Origin of the sequence: Arthrobacter sp. N1, from assembly GCF_048288285.1 — a bacterium.
Classification (GTDB): Bacteria; Actinomycetota; Actinomycetes; order Actinomycetales; family Micrococcaceae; genus Arthrobacter_D.
In genome coordinates this window covers 2,510,655-2,529,997 of record NZ_CP102608.1, presented here as the reverse complement: position 1 = coordinate 2,529,997, position 19,343 = coordinate 2,510,655, and the positions used below count along the sequence as shown (strand labels likewise).

Here is a 19,343-nt window from a genome sequence, read left to right as displayed (position 1 = left end):
TGGGCACGCCCGGCCGGCCCGTGGCGGCGCCGGTTATCCAAACGCTGTGAACTTCGGCAGAATCGGCGGTATGGACCTTGGAGCATCGCACCCGCTGGTCGACGGACGCACGTCCGGCTCGGCACTCATCTCCGCCTATCGCGGGCAGACGCCGCATCGGCGGCCCGTGTGGTTCATGCGCCAGGCCGGCCGCTCCCTGCCGGAGTACCGGGCCCTCCGCGCGGGGACCGACATGCTCGAGTCGTGCCTTGATCCGGAGATGGCCTCGGAGATCACCCTGCAGCCCGTCCGCCGCCACGACGTCGATGCGGGCATCTTCTTCTCCGACATCGTCATCCCGCTCAAGCTCGCAGGCGTGGACGTGGACATCGTGCCGGGTGTGGGCCCGGTCCTCGGCTCGCCCATCCGCTCCGCGGCCGACGTCGCCGCCCTGCCCACACTGACCGATGAGGCGCTCGAGCCGATCAGGCAGGCGGTGGCCCTGACCGTGGCGCAGCTCGGGACCACGCCGCTCATCGGGTTCGCCGGCGCGCCCTTCACGCTCGCCGCGTACATGGTGGAGGGGAAGCCCTCCCGGGACCACCTGGGTCCGCGCACCATGATGCACGCCGATCCCGGGACGTGGTCCGCGCTCACCGACTGGGCGGCGGACGCCTCCGGCGCCTTCCTCCGCGCTCAACTCGAGGCGGGCGCCAGTGCGGCTCAGCTCTTCGACTCGTGGGCGGGTTCCCTGGGTCTCGCGGACTACCGCACGCACGTCGCGCCGGCCTCGCGCCGGGCCCTCGACCACGTACGGGGCTCCGGCGCACCCCTCATCCACTTCGGCACCGGTACGTCGGAGCTCCTGGCGGCGATGCACGAGGTCGGCGTGGACGTGATCGGCGTCGACTACCGGCTGCCGCTGGACGAGGCCAACCGGCGCCTCGGCGGCTCGGTACCGCTCCAGGGCAACATCGACCCGGCACTGCTGCCCGCGCCGTGGCCGGTGCTCGAACGCCATGTGCGCGAGGTCCTCGCAGCCGGCGCCTCGGCGCCCGGTCACGTGGTCAACCTCGGGCACGGCGTCCCCCCGGACACCGACCCCGACGTGCTCACGCGCGTCGTGGAGCTCATCCACTCCGTGGAGCCGTAGGCATGGACCAGGGGGTCGGGCGTGGCCGGCGGGAGACGCCCGCCGGCGCCGCAGCAGCGGACCGCGGGGCAGGTGGCCGGACCGGCGCCGTCGTCGGGTCCGGTCCCGCCGCGTCCGCGGACGGGCCTTCGCTCGCGGCTTCCCCACCGGCGGTAGCTCAGGCAGCCCCGGCGACCATGCCCGCAGCGGCAGTGCCGCCCGCACCCGCACGGGAGGCGGCAGCGGACGACGGCGCGGCCCCGGCACCCGCCCGCCGCCGGACCGTGGTCATCGGCGGAGGGCTGGCCGGCCTCGTCGCCGCGCGGACCCTGCTGGCCCGCGGACTGGCCGTCACGCTCCTGGAACGGTCCGATCGTTTCGGCGGGACCGTGGACGGCAGATCGCTCGGAGGATTCCAGCTCGACAGCGGTGCCGAGTCCTTCTCGACGCGCTCGGCCACCGTCCCGGCGCTCGCCGGAGAGCTCGGACTCGGTGACCGCATCGTCACGCCCGATGCCACGGGTGCCTGGGTGCAGCTGCCCGGCAGGGACCTCCGGGCGGCGGCGCAGCCCCTGCCGAACTCCGGGGTCCTCGGCATCCCCGCTGATCCGGGCGATCCCGCCATCACCGCGGTGATCGGCCGGGCAGGGTCGCTGCGCGCGGCCCTGGACAGGGTGCTGCCCGTGGGATCGCTGGCGACCCGCAGCGGAGTCAGCCTCGGTGAACTCGTCCGCACGCGGATGGGGGAGGAGGTGCTAACGCGCCTGGTCGCGCCCGTCGCCGGTGGTGTGTTCTCCGCCGACCCGGACGATCTCGACGTCGACTCGGTGGCCCCCGGGCTCCGGGCGACCATGGGACGGCTGGGATCCCTCGGTGCGGCGGCCGGAGCGCTGCGTAAGGCCGCACCGGCGGGGGCCGCCGTCGGTGGCCTCGACGGTGGCATCGCCCAGCTCCGCGATGCGCTCGTGGAGCAGCTCAGGGCCGACGGCGCCGACCTGCGGACGGGAGAGCAGGTCTCCGGCGTGACCCGCGACGGTGCGGGCTGGACGGTGACCACCGAGCACTCGACCCTGACCCGTCGCATCGGGGCGGACGCCGTCGTCGTGGCCACCGAGGGTCGCGCCGCCGTCGACCTGCTGGGTCCTGCCATCCCGGCCCTCGCCGACGAGCGCCCCGATCCGGTGCCCGGCGTCGCCCTGGTGACGCTGATCGTGGACGTCCCCGAACTCGATGCCCGGCCGCGCGGGACGGGCGTCCTCGTGGCCCGGGGTGTCGAGGGGGTCGCCGCGAAGGCACTGACGCACTCGACCGCGAAGTGGGCGTGGCTGCGCGACCAGGCGGGTCCGGGCTCGCACGTCCTACGGCTGTCCTTCGGGCGGGTGGGGGACACCCCGGCCGACGTCGGGCTCGCCTCACCGGACGAGCTCCTCTACCGGCACGCGCTCGCGGACGCCTCGACCCTGCTCGGTGTCGGCATCGACGAGGCGGACGTCCTCGACTGGGACGTGGTGCGCTGGGCAGGCGCGCTGCCGCACGCCTCCGTGGGTCACCGCGAGCGCGTCGCCCGCATCCGGGGGGCAGTGGCCGCGGCTGCGGAGTCGCTCGCCGTGACCGGCGGATGGCTGGCAGGGACGGGACTCGTGGCCGTCATCGACGACGCGCGGGTGCGGGCGACAGCCCTTGCTGACGTCCTGCTGAGGGGCGACACCGGCGCCCCGATGTGACGTTCGTCTCTTCTACCGTTTGTAGAAGAGAAGGATTTCGAATCGTCTTCCGGCGGGGGCAGACTAGTACCATGACTGAGCCGAACGGTAGCAACCCCGCCCACGCTCCACAGCAGACCGGAGAGGGCGCCGAAGCCCCCGGTGAGTTGTTCTACACGCTCTGGACGGTCTTCAAGCGGGGTTCCGCGACGACCGATTCCGGTGCTCACACGCTCGACGAGGTCGTCGCCTCCTTCGAGCAGGACGGCGTGGTGCTCCGTGGCTTCTACGACGTCTCCGCGATGCGGGCCGACGCCGACGTCATGGTCTGGCTGCACGGGCCCCGCCCCGAGGACCTCCAGATGGCGGTCCGCAGGCTCAGGAGGACCGAGATGTTCGCCGAGACCACCATGGTGTGGTCCGCCATGGGCGTGCACCGCGACGCCGAGTTCTCGAAGTCCCACAGCCCGGCGTTCTCCCGCGGGGTGGCTCCGGCGGAGTGGGTCTGCGTGTACCCCTTCGTCCGCTCCTACGAGTGGTACATCCTGCCCACCGACGAGCGCCGGGAGATGCTCATGGATCACGGGCTGAAGGGCCGGAAGTATCCCCAGGTCATCTCCAACACCGTGTCATCCTTCGCCCTCAACGACTACGAATGGATCCTGGCACTCGAGGCTCCGGACCTCGTCGACCTCGTCGACCTGATGCGATACCTGCGGGAGACCGAAGCACGCCGCCACGTGCGCGAGGAAGTGCCGTTCTATACCGGCCGGCGGATCAACCACGACGAGATTGCAGAGGTGCTCCAGTGACGACACAGGCATTCAACCCCCTCGACGGAGTCGACGAGAACGGCCGCATGGCGCCGAAGGCGTACGACGCCGTCGTGCTCGCCTCCTTCGGCGGACCCGAGAGCCAGGACGACGTCATCCCGTTCCTGCGCAACGTCACCCGCGGCCGCGGCATCCCCGACGAGCGGCTCGAGGAGGTCTCGCACCACTACCGGGCCTTCGGTGGCGTCAGCCCCATCAACAGCCAGAACCGCGCCCTCCGCGCGGCGATGGAGGCCGAGCTGCGCAACCGCGGCATCGACCTGCCGGTCTTCTGGGGGAACCGCAACTGGGAGCCGTTCATCGCCGACACCCTGCAGGAGGCGTACGACGCCGGACACCGCAAGGTGCTCGCCGTCACCACGAGCGCCTACTCCTGCTACTCCAGCTGCCGCCAGTACCGCGAGGACCTCGGGATGGCACTCGTGAAGACCGGCCTCGAGGGACGCCTCGAGGTGGACAAGGTGCGCCAGTACTTCGACCACCCGGGCTTCGTCGAGCCGTTCGTGGAAGGTGTCACCGGGGGACTCGCCACGGTCCGTGCAGGTCTCGCGGAGCAGGGCACGCCTGACGCCCCCGTGCACATCATGTTCTCCACCCACTCGATCCCCATAGGTGACGCCGAGGCCGCGGGGCCGCGGAACGGCGACGGCGGGCCCGCCCACGAGGAGGGCGCCTACGTGGCCCAGCACCTCGCGACAGCGCAGGCCGTCCTCGACCGCATCCCCGAGGCCGCCGGTGTCGAATGGTCGCTCGTCTACCAGTCCAGGTCCGGTGCCCCGCACATCCCGTGGCTCGAGCCCGACATCAGCGATGCCCTGCGTGACCGCTACGAGGGCGGCACCCGCGGCGTCGTGATCGTGCCGCTCGGTTTCGTCTCCGACCACATGGAGGTGGCCTGGGACCTCGACACCGAGGCGCTGGAGACGTGCGGCGAGCTCGGTATCGTGGCGGACCGCGTCCCGACCCCCGGCACGCACGCCACGTTCGTCGCCGGCCTGGTCGACCTCATCCTCGAGCGGACGATCGACAACAACATCGCCGACCGTCCGTCCGCCACCGCGCTCGGCCCCTGGTACGACGTCTGCCGGCCGAACTGCTGCGCGAACCGGCGCGGGGAGAAGCCGACCATCGCCTCCGTCGACTCCACCGTGGGGACGCCGCTGCCCAACCCCGGTATGTGATGTCGGCGGGAACCATGGACACGCAGGCCGGGGCGACCGGCGCCATCCGGGTGGGGACCAGGGGCAGCGCACTCGCGATGACCCAGACGACGACGGTGGCCGAGCGCGTGGCCGACCTCGCAGCCCTGCCGTACGAACTGGTGCGCATCCGCACGGAAGGGGATGTCCTCCGGGGGTCGCTGTCGCAGATCGGCGGTACGGGTGTGTTCGTCGCGGCGCTGCGTGACGCGCTGCTCGAGGAGCGCTGCGACATCGCGGTCCACTCGCTCAAGGACCTGCCCACCCTGCCTGCTCCGGGCCTCACCGTGGCGTCCGTCCCGGAGCGGGAGGACGTCCGTGACGCCCTCTGCGCCCGTGACGGACTGACGCTCGCGACCCTGCCGGACGGTGCGCGCGTGGGGACCGGGTCGCCCCGCCGGGCGGCCCAGCTCCGTGCCGCGCGGCCGGGCCTGGACGTCGTCGACATCCGCGGGAATGTCGACACGCGCCTCGGACGCGTCGCGGGACTCGTGATCGGCGCGCCGGGTGATCTCGACGCCGTCGTCCTCGCCGCTGCCGGCCTCAAGCGGCTCGGCCGTGACGACGCGATCACCGAACTGATCGATCCCGCCGTGATGCTCCCAGCACCCGGACAGGGAGCGCTGGCCGTCGAGTGCCGCGAGGCCGAGGCCACCGCCGGGATGCGTGAGGCCCTGGCCGCCTACGACCACCTGCCCACGCGCCTGGCCGTGACGGCGGAGCGGGCCGTCCTGCTGCAGCTCGAGGCCGGCTGCGCCGCTCCGATCGGTGCCCTCGCCCGGCTGCAGGGCGAGGAACTCGCGCTCGAGGCGGTGGTGTGCAGCCTCGACGGCCGGGCGATCCTCCGCGTGACGCGATCGGCTCCCGCAACGGACGCGGTGGCCGCCGCGCGGCTCGGGGTGGAGCTCGCCGAGGAACTGCTCGCTGCCGGCGCCGCCGATATCGCACCCCTGAGCAGCTGACCCGCATGGTCGGCGGCCCGGCGGCGAGGAGCGTGATCGTCCTCCGCCATCCTGCACGGGCGGTCCGCATCGCCGATGCGCTCCGGGCGGCGGCGCTGTCCGTCTTCGCGTTGCCGCTCACGGAGACCGAGCTCCCGGGGGATGTCGACGCCGTCCTGAAGGGGCTCACGGCCCTGGCTCGGGGGGAGTACCGGTGGCTCGTGGTGACGAGCGGCAACACCGTCCAGGCGCTCGATGCTATCGGCCGGGCCCATACGGCGGGCCTCGCGGCAGCGGCGGGTGGGACGAGGGTCGCGGCCGTCGGTTCGGCGACCGCACGCCTGCTCGAGGACGCGGGTGTCGCCGTCGACCTGGTACCCGGCGACGCGACCTCCGCGGGCCTGCTCCGCGCCATCGGGCGAGGGCACGAGCGGATCCTCCTGCCGCAGGCAGACCTCGCACCCGACGACCTCCGGGCGGGCCTCACCGGCCTGGGCTGGCGGGTCGAGCGGATCGAGGCCTACCGCACGGTCCCGTATCCGGCGCACCAGTCCCGGCGCGTCCCCGGCGTCGTCGAGGACGGAGTTCCGCCGCCGCTGCTGGTCCCGGTCGACGTCGTCGGGCTGGCGACCGCCGGTGTCCAGCCCGCCGTCGTCTTCACCGCGCCGAGCACGGTGCAGCAGTTTCGTGAAAGGCTGGCCGCCGGGCCGTTGGCGTTCCACCCCGTCGCGATCGGTCCGACGACCGCGGCAGCACTGCGCGGGCAGGGCTGGGAACCGGGGGCGACGGCGACCGGACCCACCCCGTCCGCGATCAGGGCGGCGGTCCTGGAAGCCTTCGGGACCGAACCGGTGACCCTGCCATCGGGACGGCCGGTGTCCGGGTCGACCGGACCGCCCGCAGGACCCGCTCCAGCACCACCACCCGAACCCACCTCAGCACCCACCTCAGCACCCACCTCAGCACCCACCTCAGCACCCACCTCAGCACCCACCTCAGCACCCACCTCAGCACCCACCTCAGCACCACCGATCGGAGACCAGCCATGAGCTTCCCCCAGCACCGACCGCGCCGGCTGCGCTCCACGCCGGCGCTCCGCCGCATGGTCGCCGAATACCGCGTCCACCCGTCCGAGCTGATCCTGCCCGCCTTCATCCGCGAAGGACTCACGGAGCCCTCTCCCATCCTGTCGATGCCCGGCGTCGTCCAGCACACCACGGAGTCGCTCAAGCGCGCGGCGGCCGAGGCGGTGCAGCGCGGGGTCGGCGGCATCATGCTCTTCGGCATCCCCGAACACCGGGATGCGACCGGCAGCGCCGGCATCGACCCCGACGGCGTCCTCAACCGGGCGATCGCCGACGTCCGGGCCGAGGTCGGCGATGCGCTCGTCGTGATGAGCGACGTCTGCCTCGACGAATTCACCGACCACGGCCACTGCGGCGTCGTCGCGGGTGACGGATCGGTCGACAACGATGCCACGCTGGAGCTGTACGCGCAGATGGCCGTCGAGCAGGCGAACGCGGGGGCGCACGTCCTCGGGCCGTCCGGGATGATGGACGGGCAGGTCGCCGTCATCCGGCAGGCGCTCGACGAGGCGGGACACCAGGACACCGTGGTGCTCGCCTACGCGGCGAAGTACGCCTCGGCGTTCTACGGTCCGTTCCGCGAAGCGGTCGACTCGCAGCTCACCGGCGATCGCCGGACCTATCAGATGGACGCCGCCAACCGGCGCGAGGCCCTCCTCGAGGTCGAACTCGACATCGAGGAGGGTGCGGACATGGTGATGGTCAAGCCGGCCATGAGCTATCTGGACATCCTCGCGGATGTCGCGGCCATGTCACCCGTGCCCGTCGCCGCGTACCAGATCTCCGGTGAGTACGCGATGATCGAGGCCGCCGCGGCGAACGGCTGGATCGACCGCCGCCGCGCCATCGAGGAGTCCGTCCTCGGCATCAAGCGTGCCGGTGCGCAGATGATCCTCACCTACTGGGCCTCGGAGCTCGCGCTCTGGCTCGACGAATCCCACAGCTAAGGAACCCACCATGACGACGTCCACGACCTCGGACTCCCTCTACGAGCGTGCCCGCCACCTCATGCCCGGCGGCGTCAATTCGCCGGTCCGGGCTTTCGGATCGGTCGGCGGCACCCCCCGCTTCCTCGTCGATGCGCACGGCGCCTACGTCACCGACGCCGACGGCACGCAGTACGTCGACCTCGTCTGTTCCTGGGGCCCGGCGCTCCTCGGGCACTCCCACCCGGAGGTCATCGCCGCCGTGCACCGCGCCGTCGACCACGGTCTGACGTTCGGCGCATCGACGCCCGCAGAGGCGGACCTGGCGCAGCTCGTCAAGGAACGGGTGCCCGCCGTCGAGCTCCTGCGGATGGTGTCGACCGGCACCGAGGCGACCATGACGGCCGTCCGGCTGGCGCGCGGCTTCACGTCCCGTACCCTGATCGTCAAGTTCGCGGGCTGCTACCACGGCCACGTGGACAGCCTGCTCGCCGCCGCGGGTTCCGGCGTCGCCACGCTGGCGCTGCCCGGTTCCGCAGGCGTCACGGAGGCCACGACGGCGGAGACGCTCGTGCTGCCCTACAACGACGTCGAAGCCGTCGAGGAGGCCTTCCGCACGCACGGCGAGCACATCGCCGCCGTCATCACCGAAGCCGCACCGGCGAACATGGGTGTCGTGACTCCTGCTCCCGGCTTCAACGCCTTCCTCAGCCGGATCACCACCGAGCACGGCGCCCTGTTCATCGTCGACGAGGTGATGACCGGATTCCGGACGCACCCGGGCGGCTACTGGAAGCTGACCGGCGGGGCCGACGACGCCGAGCACCCGTGGACCCCGGATCTCCTCACCTTCGGCAAGGTCATCGGCGGCGGGATCCCGGCGGCGGCCCTGGGCGGTCGCGCCGACGTGATGAACTACCTCGCACCGATCGGGCCTGTCTACCAGGCCGGAACGCTCTCGGGGAACCCCATCGCCATGGCGGCCGGTGTCGCCACCCTCACCGCAGCGACGGACGACGTCTACCGCCACGTCGACGCCCGGTCGCTCGAGGTGAGCGACGCCCTGTCCGCCGAGCTGACGAGGGCCGGGGTGGACCACTCCATCCAGCGTGCCGGCAACCTCTTCAGCGTGGCCTTCGGCACCGCCGAGCACGGTGTCCGCAACTACGCCGATGCGCAGGGCCAGGAGGGCTTCCGCTACGGCCCGTTCTTCCATTCCATGCTCGACTCGGGCGTCTACCTCCCGCCGTCGGTCTACGAGGCCTGGTTCCTCTCCGCAGCCCACGACGACGCCGCGATGGAGCGCATCCATGCGGCGCTGCCGGCGGCGGCGAACGCCGCCGCGGAAGCCGTCCCGAGCGATTGAGCCTGACCGGCTGACGCCGGGCCGCCCGCCGATCGGCGCACATCAGGCGACGGCGGCGGCCTGCGGTACGGGGACGGCTTCTGTCGCCGGCATCGTGCCGGACGCGTCGTGGACTTTCCCGACGCCGGATCCGACGCCGGACTCAATGCCGGACTCGATGCCGGACTCAATGCCGGATCCGATGCCGGAGCGGGCGATGTCGGGACCGGCCGCGCCGGCGGTCGCCGTCGGTCCCGCGCCTGCGGGGAGGACCTCGACCGCTCCCGCGGGCAGGACCTCGACCGCTCCCGCGGGTGCGGGTCCGCCGGATGCGCCGGCAGCGGAGGTCCGTGTCGCGTCGTCCACCCGCTCCGCTCGGAGGTCGACGGAGTGTTCCGGCCGTCGCGTGTCCTGCTCGCGGGGCACGACGGGCCAGGCCCGTTCGATCACGGTGTCGGGCTCGGTCCGGCGCAGGTACTCCTCGAAACTGGCCGCCTGGCGGTCGGCCCACACGACGAGCGCGCTGTGCAGTTCCCGCGCCGGACGCTGGAGGAACGGGAACCGGTCGGCGAGGATGTCACCGACCCGCAGGGTCGCCAAAACATCCGCGGCGGATGTGTGGGCGTTGTCGAAGCGCACGCCGTAGTGCTCGCACAGTGCCGTCAGCGTCCGCTTGCCCCGCCGGTACCGGTCGGCCTGCTTGTCCATGATGAAGGGATCGATCACGGGCGAGGGCACCGGTACGGCGATGCCGTGCCGGCGTCCCTCCTCGGCGAGCACGGTGAAGTCGTAGCGGGCGTTGTAGGCCAGGACCGGGATGTCCGCGGCGAACAGGCGCGCGAGGACCGCGGCGATGCCGCCGACCACCGCGCCGGCGTCCAGGCCGAGCGAGCGGGCGTGGTCCGTGGTGATGCCGTGGATCGCCGCCGCGCCCGCCGGGATCTCGATACCCGGATCGGCCAGCCACTCGTGATGCTCCAGTACCGTTCCCGCGCCGTCGACGACGATGATGGTCGCCGTGACGATGCGTGCCGACAGGGGATCCCGTCCGGTCGTCTCCACGTCGAAGGCCGCCCTCGGCGCCGTGTGCCAGCTCGTCATGGCATCACCGTAGTCGCGGGGTCCGACCAAATCGGTGCGCCGCTCCGCTGCCCGCCGGTCTAGGGTTGAGCCCATGCGACCACGAGCAGACGGCCGCCGGCAGCCGCCGGGCCCGCGAGAGGCCGCCGCGGGGTCTCGGCCGATGGCGCGGGCCGATCCCGCAGGCTACGCCGGGGCGGTCCTCGACGTGACGGCGATGATCCCTCCGGGGAAGGTGCTCACCTACGGCGACATCGCCGAACTGCTGGCCTGCGGAGGGCCGCGGCAGGTGGGACGGGCCCTCTCTCTCGCCGCCCGGGACGTGCCGTGGTGGCGCGTGCTGCGGGCCGGCGGTCGTCCTGCCCAGGGCCTCGCGCGGGAGGCACGGTCCAGGTACGACGACGAGGGCACTGCCCTGGCCGTACCTGCGGACCCCGTGGACGAGGACGACTACAGGGTGGTCCTCGCGGAGGCGCGCTGGTGGCCGTCCCCCGCCCAGCAGGACGCCCTGGCCCGTCTCGGCGCGTCCGTGAGCCGTCCCGCGCCGTAGCGCAGGACACCCGTTGCGGTACGCCTGATTGTCCGTGGGATGTGATGGTCTTGAACCATGACCAGCACGCTCCACGAAGGACCGCCCGCACCCGCGACCGGCGGCCGTCCCCACCGTGACGACGGGCTCAGGGACGGGTACGAGGGTGTGCTCGCCTCGCTGCAGGACCACGCCGGCCAGGTCCTCGTCCTCGGTGCTCCGGGCAGCGGCCGGTCGACGCTGCTGACCGATCTCGCGGTACGCCGGATCGAAGTCGGCGTCCTCGATCCCGACGGTCTGCTGCTGCTCGGTCCCACACGGGCTGCCGCCACGAGGTTGAGGGATGACCTGACCGCGAAACTCGACCGGAGCATCAGCACGGCTCCCGCGCGCACGTGGTCCTCCTATGCCTTCGACCTCATCCGTCGGGCGAGGGCGGAGGGCCGGACGCCGCTCATCACGCGGCCGCCGAGGCTCCTCTCGGGCGCCGAGCAGGATCTCATCATCAAGGAGCTCCTCTCCGGCCATGACCGGGCGGGCGCGCCGCGGCTCGTCTGGCCGTCCGACCTCTCCCTCGCCCTGCCGACCCGTGGGTTCCGCCAGGAGATCCGCGACCTGTTCGACCGCGTCAGCGAGTACGGCGTACCTGCCGAGGACCTGGCTGCCTGGGGAGAGCGCTTCGACCGCCCCGACTGGGTGGCCGCCGCCTTCCTCTACCGTGAGTACCGGGACGTCCTCGACCTCCGTATGCCGGAGGCCTTCGATCCGGCGGGCATCCTCACCGCAGCGCGGGAGATCCTCGAGACCGACCCCACGTTCCTCGATCAGGAGCGGGCCCGCCTGCAGCTCGTCCTCGTGGACGACTACCAGGAGGCCAACCCCGCGGTCCACGCGCTCCTCGGGCTCATCGGGGCAGGGAACGACGTCGTCATCACCTCCTGCCCGGACACCGTGGCGCAGGGCTTTCGTGGAGCCCGGCCCGAACTCGCGGGCCGGCTGTCCGGCCTCTTCGGTCGGCGCGATCGCTTCTCGACGGTGCTGCTGCCCGGGTCGCTGACGCTGTCGGGCGGTCTCGCCCGGGCCTGGGAGAAGGTGGCATCCCGCATCGCGACCACCGGAGTGAGCACGGCCTACCGGTCCCTGCCCGCGGCGGATGTCGAGCCCGCACCCGCGGGAGACCCCGTCGCGGGGATCCCCGGTGCGGGCGTGGCCTCCGCTCATGTCCTCGACAGCGCGTTCCACGAACAGCGCTTCATCACGCAGCGGATCCTCGAGGCACACCTGTTCGGGGAGCGCAGCCTCGATGACATCGCGGTGATCGTCCGCAACGGCGCGCAGGTCTCCGCAGTGCAGCGCTTCCTGTCGGCGCAGGGGATCGCGGTGAACGTCCCGGCCGCGGAGACCGCCATCAGGGAGGAACCCGCGGTCCGGCCCCTGCTCGATCTCTATGCCGTCGTGGTGGGGCGCGCGGAGCTCGACACCGAGCTCTGCATCTCCCTGCTGACCTCGAGGATCGGGGGAGCCGGCAGCCTCGACCTCCGACGGCTCCGTCAGATCCTGCGGCGGACCGAGCTGCAGCTGGGCGGGGGCCGGACGAGCGACGAACTGCTCACGGCCCTCTTCTCGTCGCCGGAGGAGATCGCCGCGCTCCCGGCGGAGGGTGCGCCGGTGCGACGCCTGCACCGGATGCTGGAGGCCGGCAGGTCCGCCGCCGCGGATGCCGGGCGCGACCCGGAGACCGTCCTGTGGGCACTGTGGTCGGCGTCGGGTCTCGCCCAGCAGTGGTCGGGGGCAGCCCTGGCGGAGGGCCCGTCGTCCACCCGGGCCGACCGCGACCTGGACGCCATGATGGCCCTCTTCCACACGGCCGAACGCTTCGTCGAGCAGATGCCGGGCGCCGATCCCGAACTCTTCCTCGACTACATCCTGAGCCAGGACATCCCCATGGACACCCTGGCCCAGCGCACCAAGCGGCAGGCGTCCGTCTCCGTGCTGACACCGGCGAGTGCTGCCGGCCGCCACTGGCCCATGGTGATCGTCGGTGGGGTGCAGGACGGCGTCTGGCCCAATCTCCGCCTGCGCGGGGAGCTCCTGGGTTCGGGGGAGTTGCGCGCCCTCCTGGACCACGGCGAGACCTTCCGCAGTACCCGCGACCCGGTGTCACTGCTGCAGGACATCCGCTTCGACGAGCTGCGGACCTTCTCGCTGGCCGTCTCGCGCGCCACCGAAGAACTGATCTGCTGCGCCGTGGCGTCTCAGGACGAGCAACCGTCGCCGTTCCTCGACGTCGTGGACCCCTTGCCGGCCGGTGTCACCGAGAGGGCCCGCACGCAGGTCCTCAGGCCGCTGACGCTCCGGGCCCTCGTCGCGGAGCTGCGCACCTTCGCGCAGGATCCGCAGGTGGCCGGCGTGCTCACGCGGGAAGCGGTCCGGCACCTCGGACGCATGGCGACCCTCGAGCCGCCCGTTCCCGGCGCGCATCCGGACCAGTGGTGGGGGGTGCTGGGCCTGAGCACGAGCGAACCCGTGGTTCCGCCGGAACAGCCCATCCCCGTCTCGCCGTCGAAGGTCGAGTCCGTGCTGGCCTCTCCGCTGAGCTGGTTCGTCTCGGCGGCCGGCGGCGAACGCACCACCGACTTCGCCCGTTCGCTCGGAACGCTCGTGCACCAGATCGCGCAGGACCTGCCGGACGCCACCGGCAGCGAATACGTCCGGGAGCTCGAACGTCGCTGGCCCCAGCTCGGCATCAAGGACACGTGGGAGGGACAGGCGGATTTCCGCCGCGCCGAGGGCATGGTGCGGAAGCTCGCCGCCTATGTGCTGGCGATGCGGAAGGACGGCAGGTCCTTGCGCGCCACCGAGGTGGACTTCTCGGTGGACCTGGAGGTCGAGGTCGCGGGCGCGGCGCGGGTCGCACGGCTCCGTGGGCAGATCGACCGGCTGGAGCTCGATGCGGAAGGGCGTTTCGTCGTCGTGGACCTGAAGACGGGCAAGAGCGCGCCCGCAGGAGGGGACATCGCCCGCCATCCGCAGCTCGCGGCTTACCAGACGGCTGTCGCTTCCGGCGCACTGTCGGGTGATCCGTCGGATGATCTGTCGGGTGGGGAGTCGGCAGGATCCGACGCCGGGCTCGAAGGACAGGGTGCGGTCGCGGGAGCGGCCGAGGACGGAGCGGGGCGCGCCGATCCGATGGCGAGCCTTCCCGGAGGGGCGTCGCTGGTGCAGCTGGGAACCACCGCGAAGAACGTGTCGGTGCAGGACCAGCCCGCGGTCGGGCCGGACGACGCCTGGGCGCGGACCATGATCGGGGATGCAGCGGCCCTGATGGCTGCCGCCTCCTTCGAGGCGGTCCACGACCCGCGGCGGTCGGGGTTCGGCGGCAGCGGTTGCCGGCTCCCCGAGGTGTGTCCGCTGTGCGAAGAGGGCAAGCAGGTGACGCAGTGACGGGCATCGCCGGTGACGGCTCGTCCCGTCCGGCCGAGCCGGGCCCGGCCCGTCGGCGCTATTCGGCCCGCCGCCTCGCGGAACTGCTCCACTCCGATCCCGATGCTCCCGTGCAGTACCCCACGGAAGACCAGGCACGCGTCATCGAAGCGCCACTGGAACCCCTGCTGGTCATCGCCGGCGCCGGGTCGGGGAAGACCAAGACCATGGCGGACAGGGTGGTCTGGCTCGTCGCCAACGACCTGGTGCGCCCCGAGCAGATCCTCGGGGTGACCTTCACGCGCAAAGCCGCCGGCGAACTCGCCTCCCGTGTCCGACAGCGCCTGGCGCAGCTCTACGCCTCGCGCCCGGACGACGGCACCTCCGTCGGCAGCGACCTCCTCGACCGGCTCGACCCCACCATCTCGACCTACCACTCCTTCGCGAACGGCATCGTGCAGGACTACGGTCTGCGGATCGGCATCGAGCGGGACTCCGTGATGCTGGGGACTGCGCAGTCCTGGCAGCTGGCCTCCTCCGTGGTCGAGGCCTTCGACGGCGAGTGGGAGCATTTCACCGCCGCGAAGAGCACCCTCGTGAAGGCGGTCCTCGACATGGCGGGTGAGTGCGCGGAACACCTGGTCAGCCCCGCGACCGTCCGTGCCGAGCTGCGTCGGCACATCGACCTTGTGGCCGCCCAGTCCTACGTCGCGGGGGCGGCCCGGCCCGCGACCCAGAAGGTGCACGACCTCCTGAACAAGCTGCGTACCCGGATCACCGTCACCGAGCTGGTGGAGCGCTACGCTGCCGCGAAGCTCGCACGCCGCCAGCTCGACTTCGGCGACCTCGTCTCCCTCGCCGCGCGGATCGCGCAGGACATCCCGGAGGCTGGACGGATGGAGCGTGAGAAGTATCGGGTCGTCCTGCTCGACGAGTTCCAGGACACCTCGCACGCCCAGATGGTGCTGTTCTCCCGGTTGTTCGCCGATGGCCGTTCGGTCACCGCCGTCGGTGATCCGCACCAGTCGATCTACGGCTTCAGGGGCGCGTCGGCGGGCCAGCTCGCAACGTTCCGAACGGCCTTCCCCGTGGTCGCACCGGAGGGCCGGGCGCCGTCACCGGTGGCCCACCTGTCGGTGGCCTGGCGCAATTCGACGTCGATCCTCGAGGCCGCCAACACGGTGTCCGCACCCCTCAACGTCCCTGCTCCGTGGCTGCGCAGCTCCTCGGTCCAGCAGGTGCCGGGCCTGGTCGCCAGGCCGGACGCCCCCCTCGGCGAGGTCACCCTCGGGCGGTTCCGCACCGACGCGCCGATCCCTGCGGACTCCGCACCCGAGGCGGTTCCCGGGCCGGGCACCGGCACCGGGGCCCTGTCCGGTTCCGCCGGACAGCCGCTCAGCGAGGCCGAAGCGATCGCCCGCGAAGTGCTGCGGCAGCGTCGACGGTCCTTCGAGACGGGCGACGACGGTACGGCACTCCGACCCACGATGGCGGTGCTCTGCAGGGGCCGCAAGCAGTTCGATCCGATCCGGCGGGAACTGGAGCGGGAAGGCATCCCGGTGCAGGTCGTGGGTCTCGGCGGGCTGCTGCGCACACCGGAGATCGTGGATCTGCTGGCCACCCTGCGGGTGCTCGGCGATCCCGACCGCTCGGATTCGATGCTCCGGCTCCTCGCCGGAGCCCGGTGGCGGCTCGGTCCGGCGGACCTGATGGCGCTGGGCGACTGGTCACGGCAACTCGCGCGGACGCGGGAGGCGATGTTTCGTCGGGGAGGCATCTCGGCGGCGGAGCTGGACGAGGACCAGAGCCGGGACGCCGTCGTGGCTCCCGATCTCGCCGAGGCGGGGAGCCTCGTCGAAGCGGTCGACTACCTTCCGCCGTCGGACTGGGTGTCTTCGTCGGGACGCTCCCTCAGCGACACCGCTCGTCGTCGGCTCGATGTGCTGAGGAAGGAACTGCGGACCCTCCGTGGCTTCGTCGGCGATGATCTGGGCAGCCTGATCGGGGAGGTGGAACGCACCATCCTGCTCGACATCGAGGTCGCCGCGAAGCCGGGCGTCAGCATCCACGAAGCCCGCCGCAACCTCGACGCCTTCACGGAGGCCGTCGCCGGTTTCGTGTCCAGCGCCGAGCGGGTCGATCTTCCGGCCTTCCTCGCCTGGCTCGAGGCCGCCGACCAGGAGGAGGACGGGCTGCCCGTCACGCAGCTCGAAGCCAGCCGGGACGCCGTGCAGCTGCTGACCGTCCACGCCTCGAAGGGCCTCGAGTGGGACGTCGTCTTCGTGCCCGGACTGAACGGGAAGTCTTTCCCAAGCGGCAAGGACTCCCGATGGAGCAGCGGTGACTCCGCCATTCCCTGGACCCTGCGCGGAGACGCTCCCGAGTTGCCGCAGTGGGACTGGGAGCAGCCGGACCAGAAGGAGTGGCTGGTCAGCGAGCAGCAGTTCACCGACGAGGCCCGGGCCCACGCGGAGCGGGAAGAGCGGCGCCTCGCCTACGTGGCCTTCACACGCGCGAAGCACGCTCTCGTCTGCACGTCGTCCGCCTGGGGCGGGGGGCGGTCCAAGCCTTCCGGTCCATCGCCCTACCTGACCGATCTTGTCGCCCTGGCTGATTCCGATGCACCCGGATTCTCGACGCCGTCCTGGCTCGCAGAGGGCGAGGAAGGTGACGCCAACCCTGCCAACGCTCGTCCGGAACGCGCGGCCTGGCCCGTCGATCCGCTCGGACCCAGGCGCCGGGACCTGGAAGGAGCTGCACGGGCCGTCCTCGAGCAGACGGCACTGCCGACCCTCGACGTCGATGTCGACGGCGGGCGGTGGGGGCGGGAAGTGAGGCTCGCGCTCGCTCGGCAGGCCCGTGAACGGGAGCGGACGCCCCTCGGACTTCCTTCGCACATCTCGGCGTCCACGCTCGTCGAACTCCGGGAGGATCCGGAAGCCGTCCTGCAGCATCTTCGACGGCCGCTCCCGCGACGGCCCGGATCGGCGGCCCGGAAGGGTACCGCGTTCCACGCGTGGATCGAGGAGTTCTACGGGTCCGGCGGCATGCTCGACCTCGGAGAGTATCCTGGCGGCGCCGATGCCCACGTGGACGAGACGCTCGGGCTCCAGGACATGGCGGCGGTGTTCGAACGGTCGGAGTGGGCGTTGCGTGAACCTGCCGCCATCGAGGCTCCGATCGAGACGAAGATCGGCGGCATCGTGGTGCGCGGACGCATCGATGCCGTGTTCCGGGATGCCGACGGCGGCTGGGACCTGATCGACTGGAAGACCGGCCGTCCGCCCGCTCCGGACCGGCGCGCGGCCAAGGCCGTCCAGCTGGCCGTCTATCGTCTCGCGTGGTCACGGCTGAAGGACGTGCCCCTCGACACGGTACGCGCCGCCTTCTTCTATGTGGCGGACAACCTGGTGGTGCGGCCCCATGACCTGGCCGACGCCGCCGACCTCGAGCGCATCATCACGACGGCGACGCTCGCCGCCGATGCAGCGGGATGAGCGCCGGTTCGGCGGAGGGTGACGTGCGGGGGCGGCGTCGCCCTCCGCGTCGGGTCGGAGAGGCGGCACGGAATATAGGCCCCCGAGCCGGGAGGACGACGACTACCGGGCGCGCCACGCACCACGGCCAGCGGACCCGGACTCAGCGTCCGTAGGAGACGATCGGCAGCGTCGACGTGGCGACGTCGTCGGGGGAGCCCGCAGAGGTGTCGCCGCCGCGGAGCAGGGTCACCTTGGACGAACCGCCGGTTGCCGGGCGTTGCCGGGCGGCGACCAGACGGGCGTGCGCCAGCGACGACCCGGACGGAGTGTCGGCCTCGCGGTGCCCGCGTCCGTGATCCGACCCATGGTCCACGGGGCGGGAGCCGCCCTCCGTCGACGGGTTGGCGGGCCGGGACGCCGCGCTGGGATCGTAGGCGTGACTGCCGGTGCGCTCCGAGTCATCGCCGCCGCGACGCCCGGACGGTGCGTCGTCACGGTCCTCTGTCGCGTGGTCGGGCCGAGGAGCGGTCGGACCGGTGCCCGAACTCTCCTCTGCAGCTGTGTCCGAACCGTCAGCGACGTTCCGACGCACGGTGGAGCCGGCAGCCGGCCGGTGGTCGGACTGCGGGGTGGAGGACCACGATCCGCCCGTCGAACCCGGAGTATCGTCCCCGGCGGGCTCGTCCTCGGCGTCGTCGCCGTGTTCGTCGCCCCACTCGCGCCGTTCCTCCTCGGCGCGCTGTGCCCTCTCCGCAGCTTCGTGCTGCTCGCGCTCGATCGACTCCACATCGGCTGCGAGCGTGGCGAGCATGCCTTCGGCTTCGTGGATCATCGCGCCATCGTCAAGGGCGACTCCGCGGACCAGCCACTGTGCCAGCGCGAACTCCGCCGCGAGCGCGGCCCTGCGGGAGAGGTGGGGGTCGACGGCGGAGGTGCGGGCCGCGCCGTATGCGGCATGCACGGCATCGACGAAGGTACTGTCCTCGGCCGCCGCCAGCCAGGCGAAGTCCTCGGCCGGGTCGCCGATGCAGAGGTCGGTCCATCCCGTCACGGCGGACACCCGGCCCGCCGAGACGAGCAGGTGGTCCTCGTGGAGATCGCCGTGCATCACGGTCGGGCTGAAGCGCCAGAGCGCCACGTCCTCCAGCGCGTGTTCCCAGCGGCGCAGCAGGACGGGAGGGATCTTGCCCGTGGTCGCGGCCTGATCCAGTTCGTTCAGCTTGCGCTGGCGGTACTCGTCGGCCTCGTAGCCCGGCAGGTCGGCGCGCTGCACCATGTCCTTGGGCAGTTCGTGGATCGCGGCGATCACCCGCCCGAGCTCCGCGGCCATCGGGCGGCCACCGGCGGCCAGGGCTTCCAGCGTGCGTGTGCTGCCGGCCAGGTGCGAGTAGACGAACGTGCTGAGATCGCCCTGCCGGACACTCCCGGCCATGTGCGGGATGAGGAAGGGAAGTTCAGCCTTGACGGCCGGGGTGAAGGCCCGCAGAGCCTGCAACTCCGTCTCGAGGCGCATGCTTGCCTCGGCATGTTTCGGTGACCTCACCCGCCACTGCTTGCCCGCATCGTCGACCAGGAGGGCGGAATCGAAGTCCGCAGCATCATCCGGTGCGCCTGCGACGCCGGTCGGGGCCAGGCCGGGCACTGCGGCACTGGCGATGGCAGCAAGTTCCATGGGTGTCCGTTTCACAA

The 19,343-nt window shown here is 71.9% G+C and carries 13 protein-coding genes; 11 read left to right on the top strand and 2 right to left on the bottom strand.

Annotated features, from left to right (window positions below; all coding sequences use genetic code 11):
- The first annotated feature begins 70 nt into the window (after positions 1 to 70).
- The 8 genes from hemE to hemL all read left to right on the top strand — a co-directional run bounded on the left by hemE (position 71) and on the right by hemL (position 9,164).
- On the top strand, positions 71 to 1,132 hold the full coding sequence (gene hemE, locus NVV32_RS11685; protein WP_422390271.1) for a uroporphyrinogen decarboxylase: 1,062 nt from the start codon (positions 71 to 73) through the stop codon (positions 1,130 to 1,132).
- Positions 1,133 to 1,134: 2 nt separating this feature from the next.
- A complete protein-coding gene (gene hemG, locus NVV32_RS11680) occupies positions 1,135 to 2,835 on the top strand; it encodes a protoporphyrinogen oxidase (RefSeq protein WP_422390270.1) in 1,701 nt (566 codons plus the stop codon).
- A 71-nt stretch (positions 2,836 to 2,906) separates the two neighbouring features.
- Entirely contained in the window at positions 2,907 to 3,626 is a 720-nt protein-coding gene (gene hemQ, locus NVV32_RS11675) for a hydrogen peroxide-dependent heme synthase (RefSeq protein ID WP_082471300.1), read from the top strand.
- Positions 3,627 to 3,673: 47 nt separating this feature from the next.
- Positions 3,674 to 4,828 (top strand): ferrochelatase, encoded by a 1,155-nt coding sequence (locus NVV32_RS11670; protein ID WP_422392039.1) that lies wholly within the window; start codon positions 3,674 to 3,676, stop codon positions 4,826 to 4,828.
- A 14-nt stretch (positions 4,829 to 4,842) separates the two neighbouring features.
- A complete protein-coding gene (hemC, locus tag NVV32_RS11665) occupies positions 4,843 to 5,808 on the top strand; it encodes a hydroxymethylbilane synthase (protein WP_422390269.1) in 966 nt (321 codons plus the stop codon).
- 32 nt (positions 5,809 to 5,840) lie between these two features.
- The gene (locus NVV32_RS11660) at positions 5,841 to 6,836 is read left to right on the top strand and encodes a uroporphyrinogen-III synthase (RefSeq protein ID WP_422390268.1); all 996 of its coding nucleotides are present in this window, start codon (positions 5,841 to 5,843) and stop codon (positions 6,834 to 6,836) included.
- A complete protein-coding gene (gene hemB / locus NVV32_RS11655; RefSeq protein ID WP_055768629.1) occupies positions 6,833 to 7,819 on the top strand; it encodes a porphobilinogen synthase in 987 nt (328 codons plus the stop codon). The genes NVV32_RS11660 and hemB overlap by 4 nt, the downstream gene beginning before the upstream one ends.
- A 10-nt stretch (positions 7,820 to 7,829) precedes the next feature.
- Positions 7,830 to 9,164 (top strand): glutamate-1-semialdehyde 2,1-aminomutase, encoded by a 1,335-nt coding sequence (hemL, locus tag NVV32_RS11650; RefSeq protein WP_422390267.1) that lies wholly within the window; start codon positions 7,830 to 7,832, stop codon positions 9,162 to 9,164.
- Positions 9,165 to 9,206: 42 nt separating this feature from the next.
- Here hemL and NVV32_RS11645 read toward each other — a convergent pair whose 3' ends face one another.
- Positions 9,207 to 10,244 carry an exonuclease domain-containing protein gene (locus NVV32_RS11645; protein ID WP_422390266.1) on the bottom strand — a complete coding sequence of 346 codons (1,038 nt, stop codon included), beginning with the start codon at positions 10,242 to 10,244 and terminating at the stop codon, positions 9,207 to 9,209.
- A gap of 73 nt (positions 10,245 to 10,317) precedes the next feature.
- Between NVV32_RS11645 and NVV32_RS11640 the strand changes: the two genes are divergently transcribed.
- Genes NVV32_RS11640 through NVV32_RS11630 form a run of 3 tightly spaced genes read left to right on the top strand, consistent with a single transcriptional unit; the run spans position 10,318 to position 17,672 of the window.
- Entirely contained in the window at positions 10,318 to 10,773 is a 456-nt protein-coding gene (locus NVV32_RS11640; RefSeq protein WP_200914779.1) for an MGMT family protein, read from the top strand.
- 57 nt (positions 10,774 to 10,830) lie between these two features.
- Complete coding sequence (locus NVV32_RS11635) at positions 10,831 to 14,196, top strand: ATP-dependent helicase (protein WP_422390265.1); 3,366 nt, start codon at positions 10,831 to 10,833, stop codon at positions 14,194 to 14,196.
- Positions 14,193 to 17,672, top strand: a complete 3,480-nt coding sequence (locus NVV32_RS11630) for an ATP-dependent helicase (protein WP_422390264.1) — start codon at positions 14,193 to 14,195, stop codon at positions 17,670 to 17,672. The genes NVV32_RS11635 and NVV32_RS11630 overlap by 4 nt, the downstream gene beginning before the upstream one ends.
- A gap of 142 nt (positions 17,673 to 17,814) precedes the next feature.
- On the opposite strand, the gene NVV32_RS11625 is transcribed toward NVV32_RS11630, so the two are convergent.
- Positions 17,815 to 19,326: a phosphotransferase gene (locus NVV32_RS11625; RefSeq protein WP_422390263.1), complete on the bottom strand. Its 1,512-nt coding sequence runs from the start codon at positions 19,324 to 19,326 to the stop codon at positions 17,815 to 17,817.
- Positions 19,327 to 19,343: the final 17 nt, after the last annotated feature.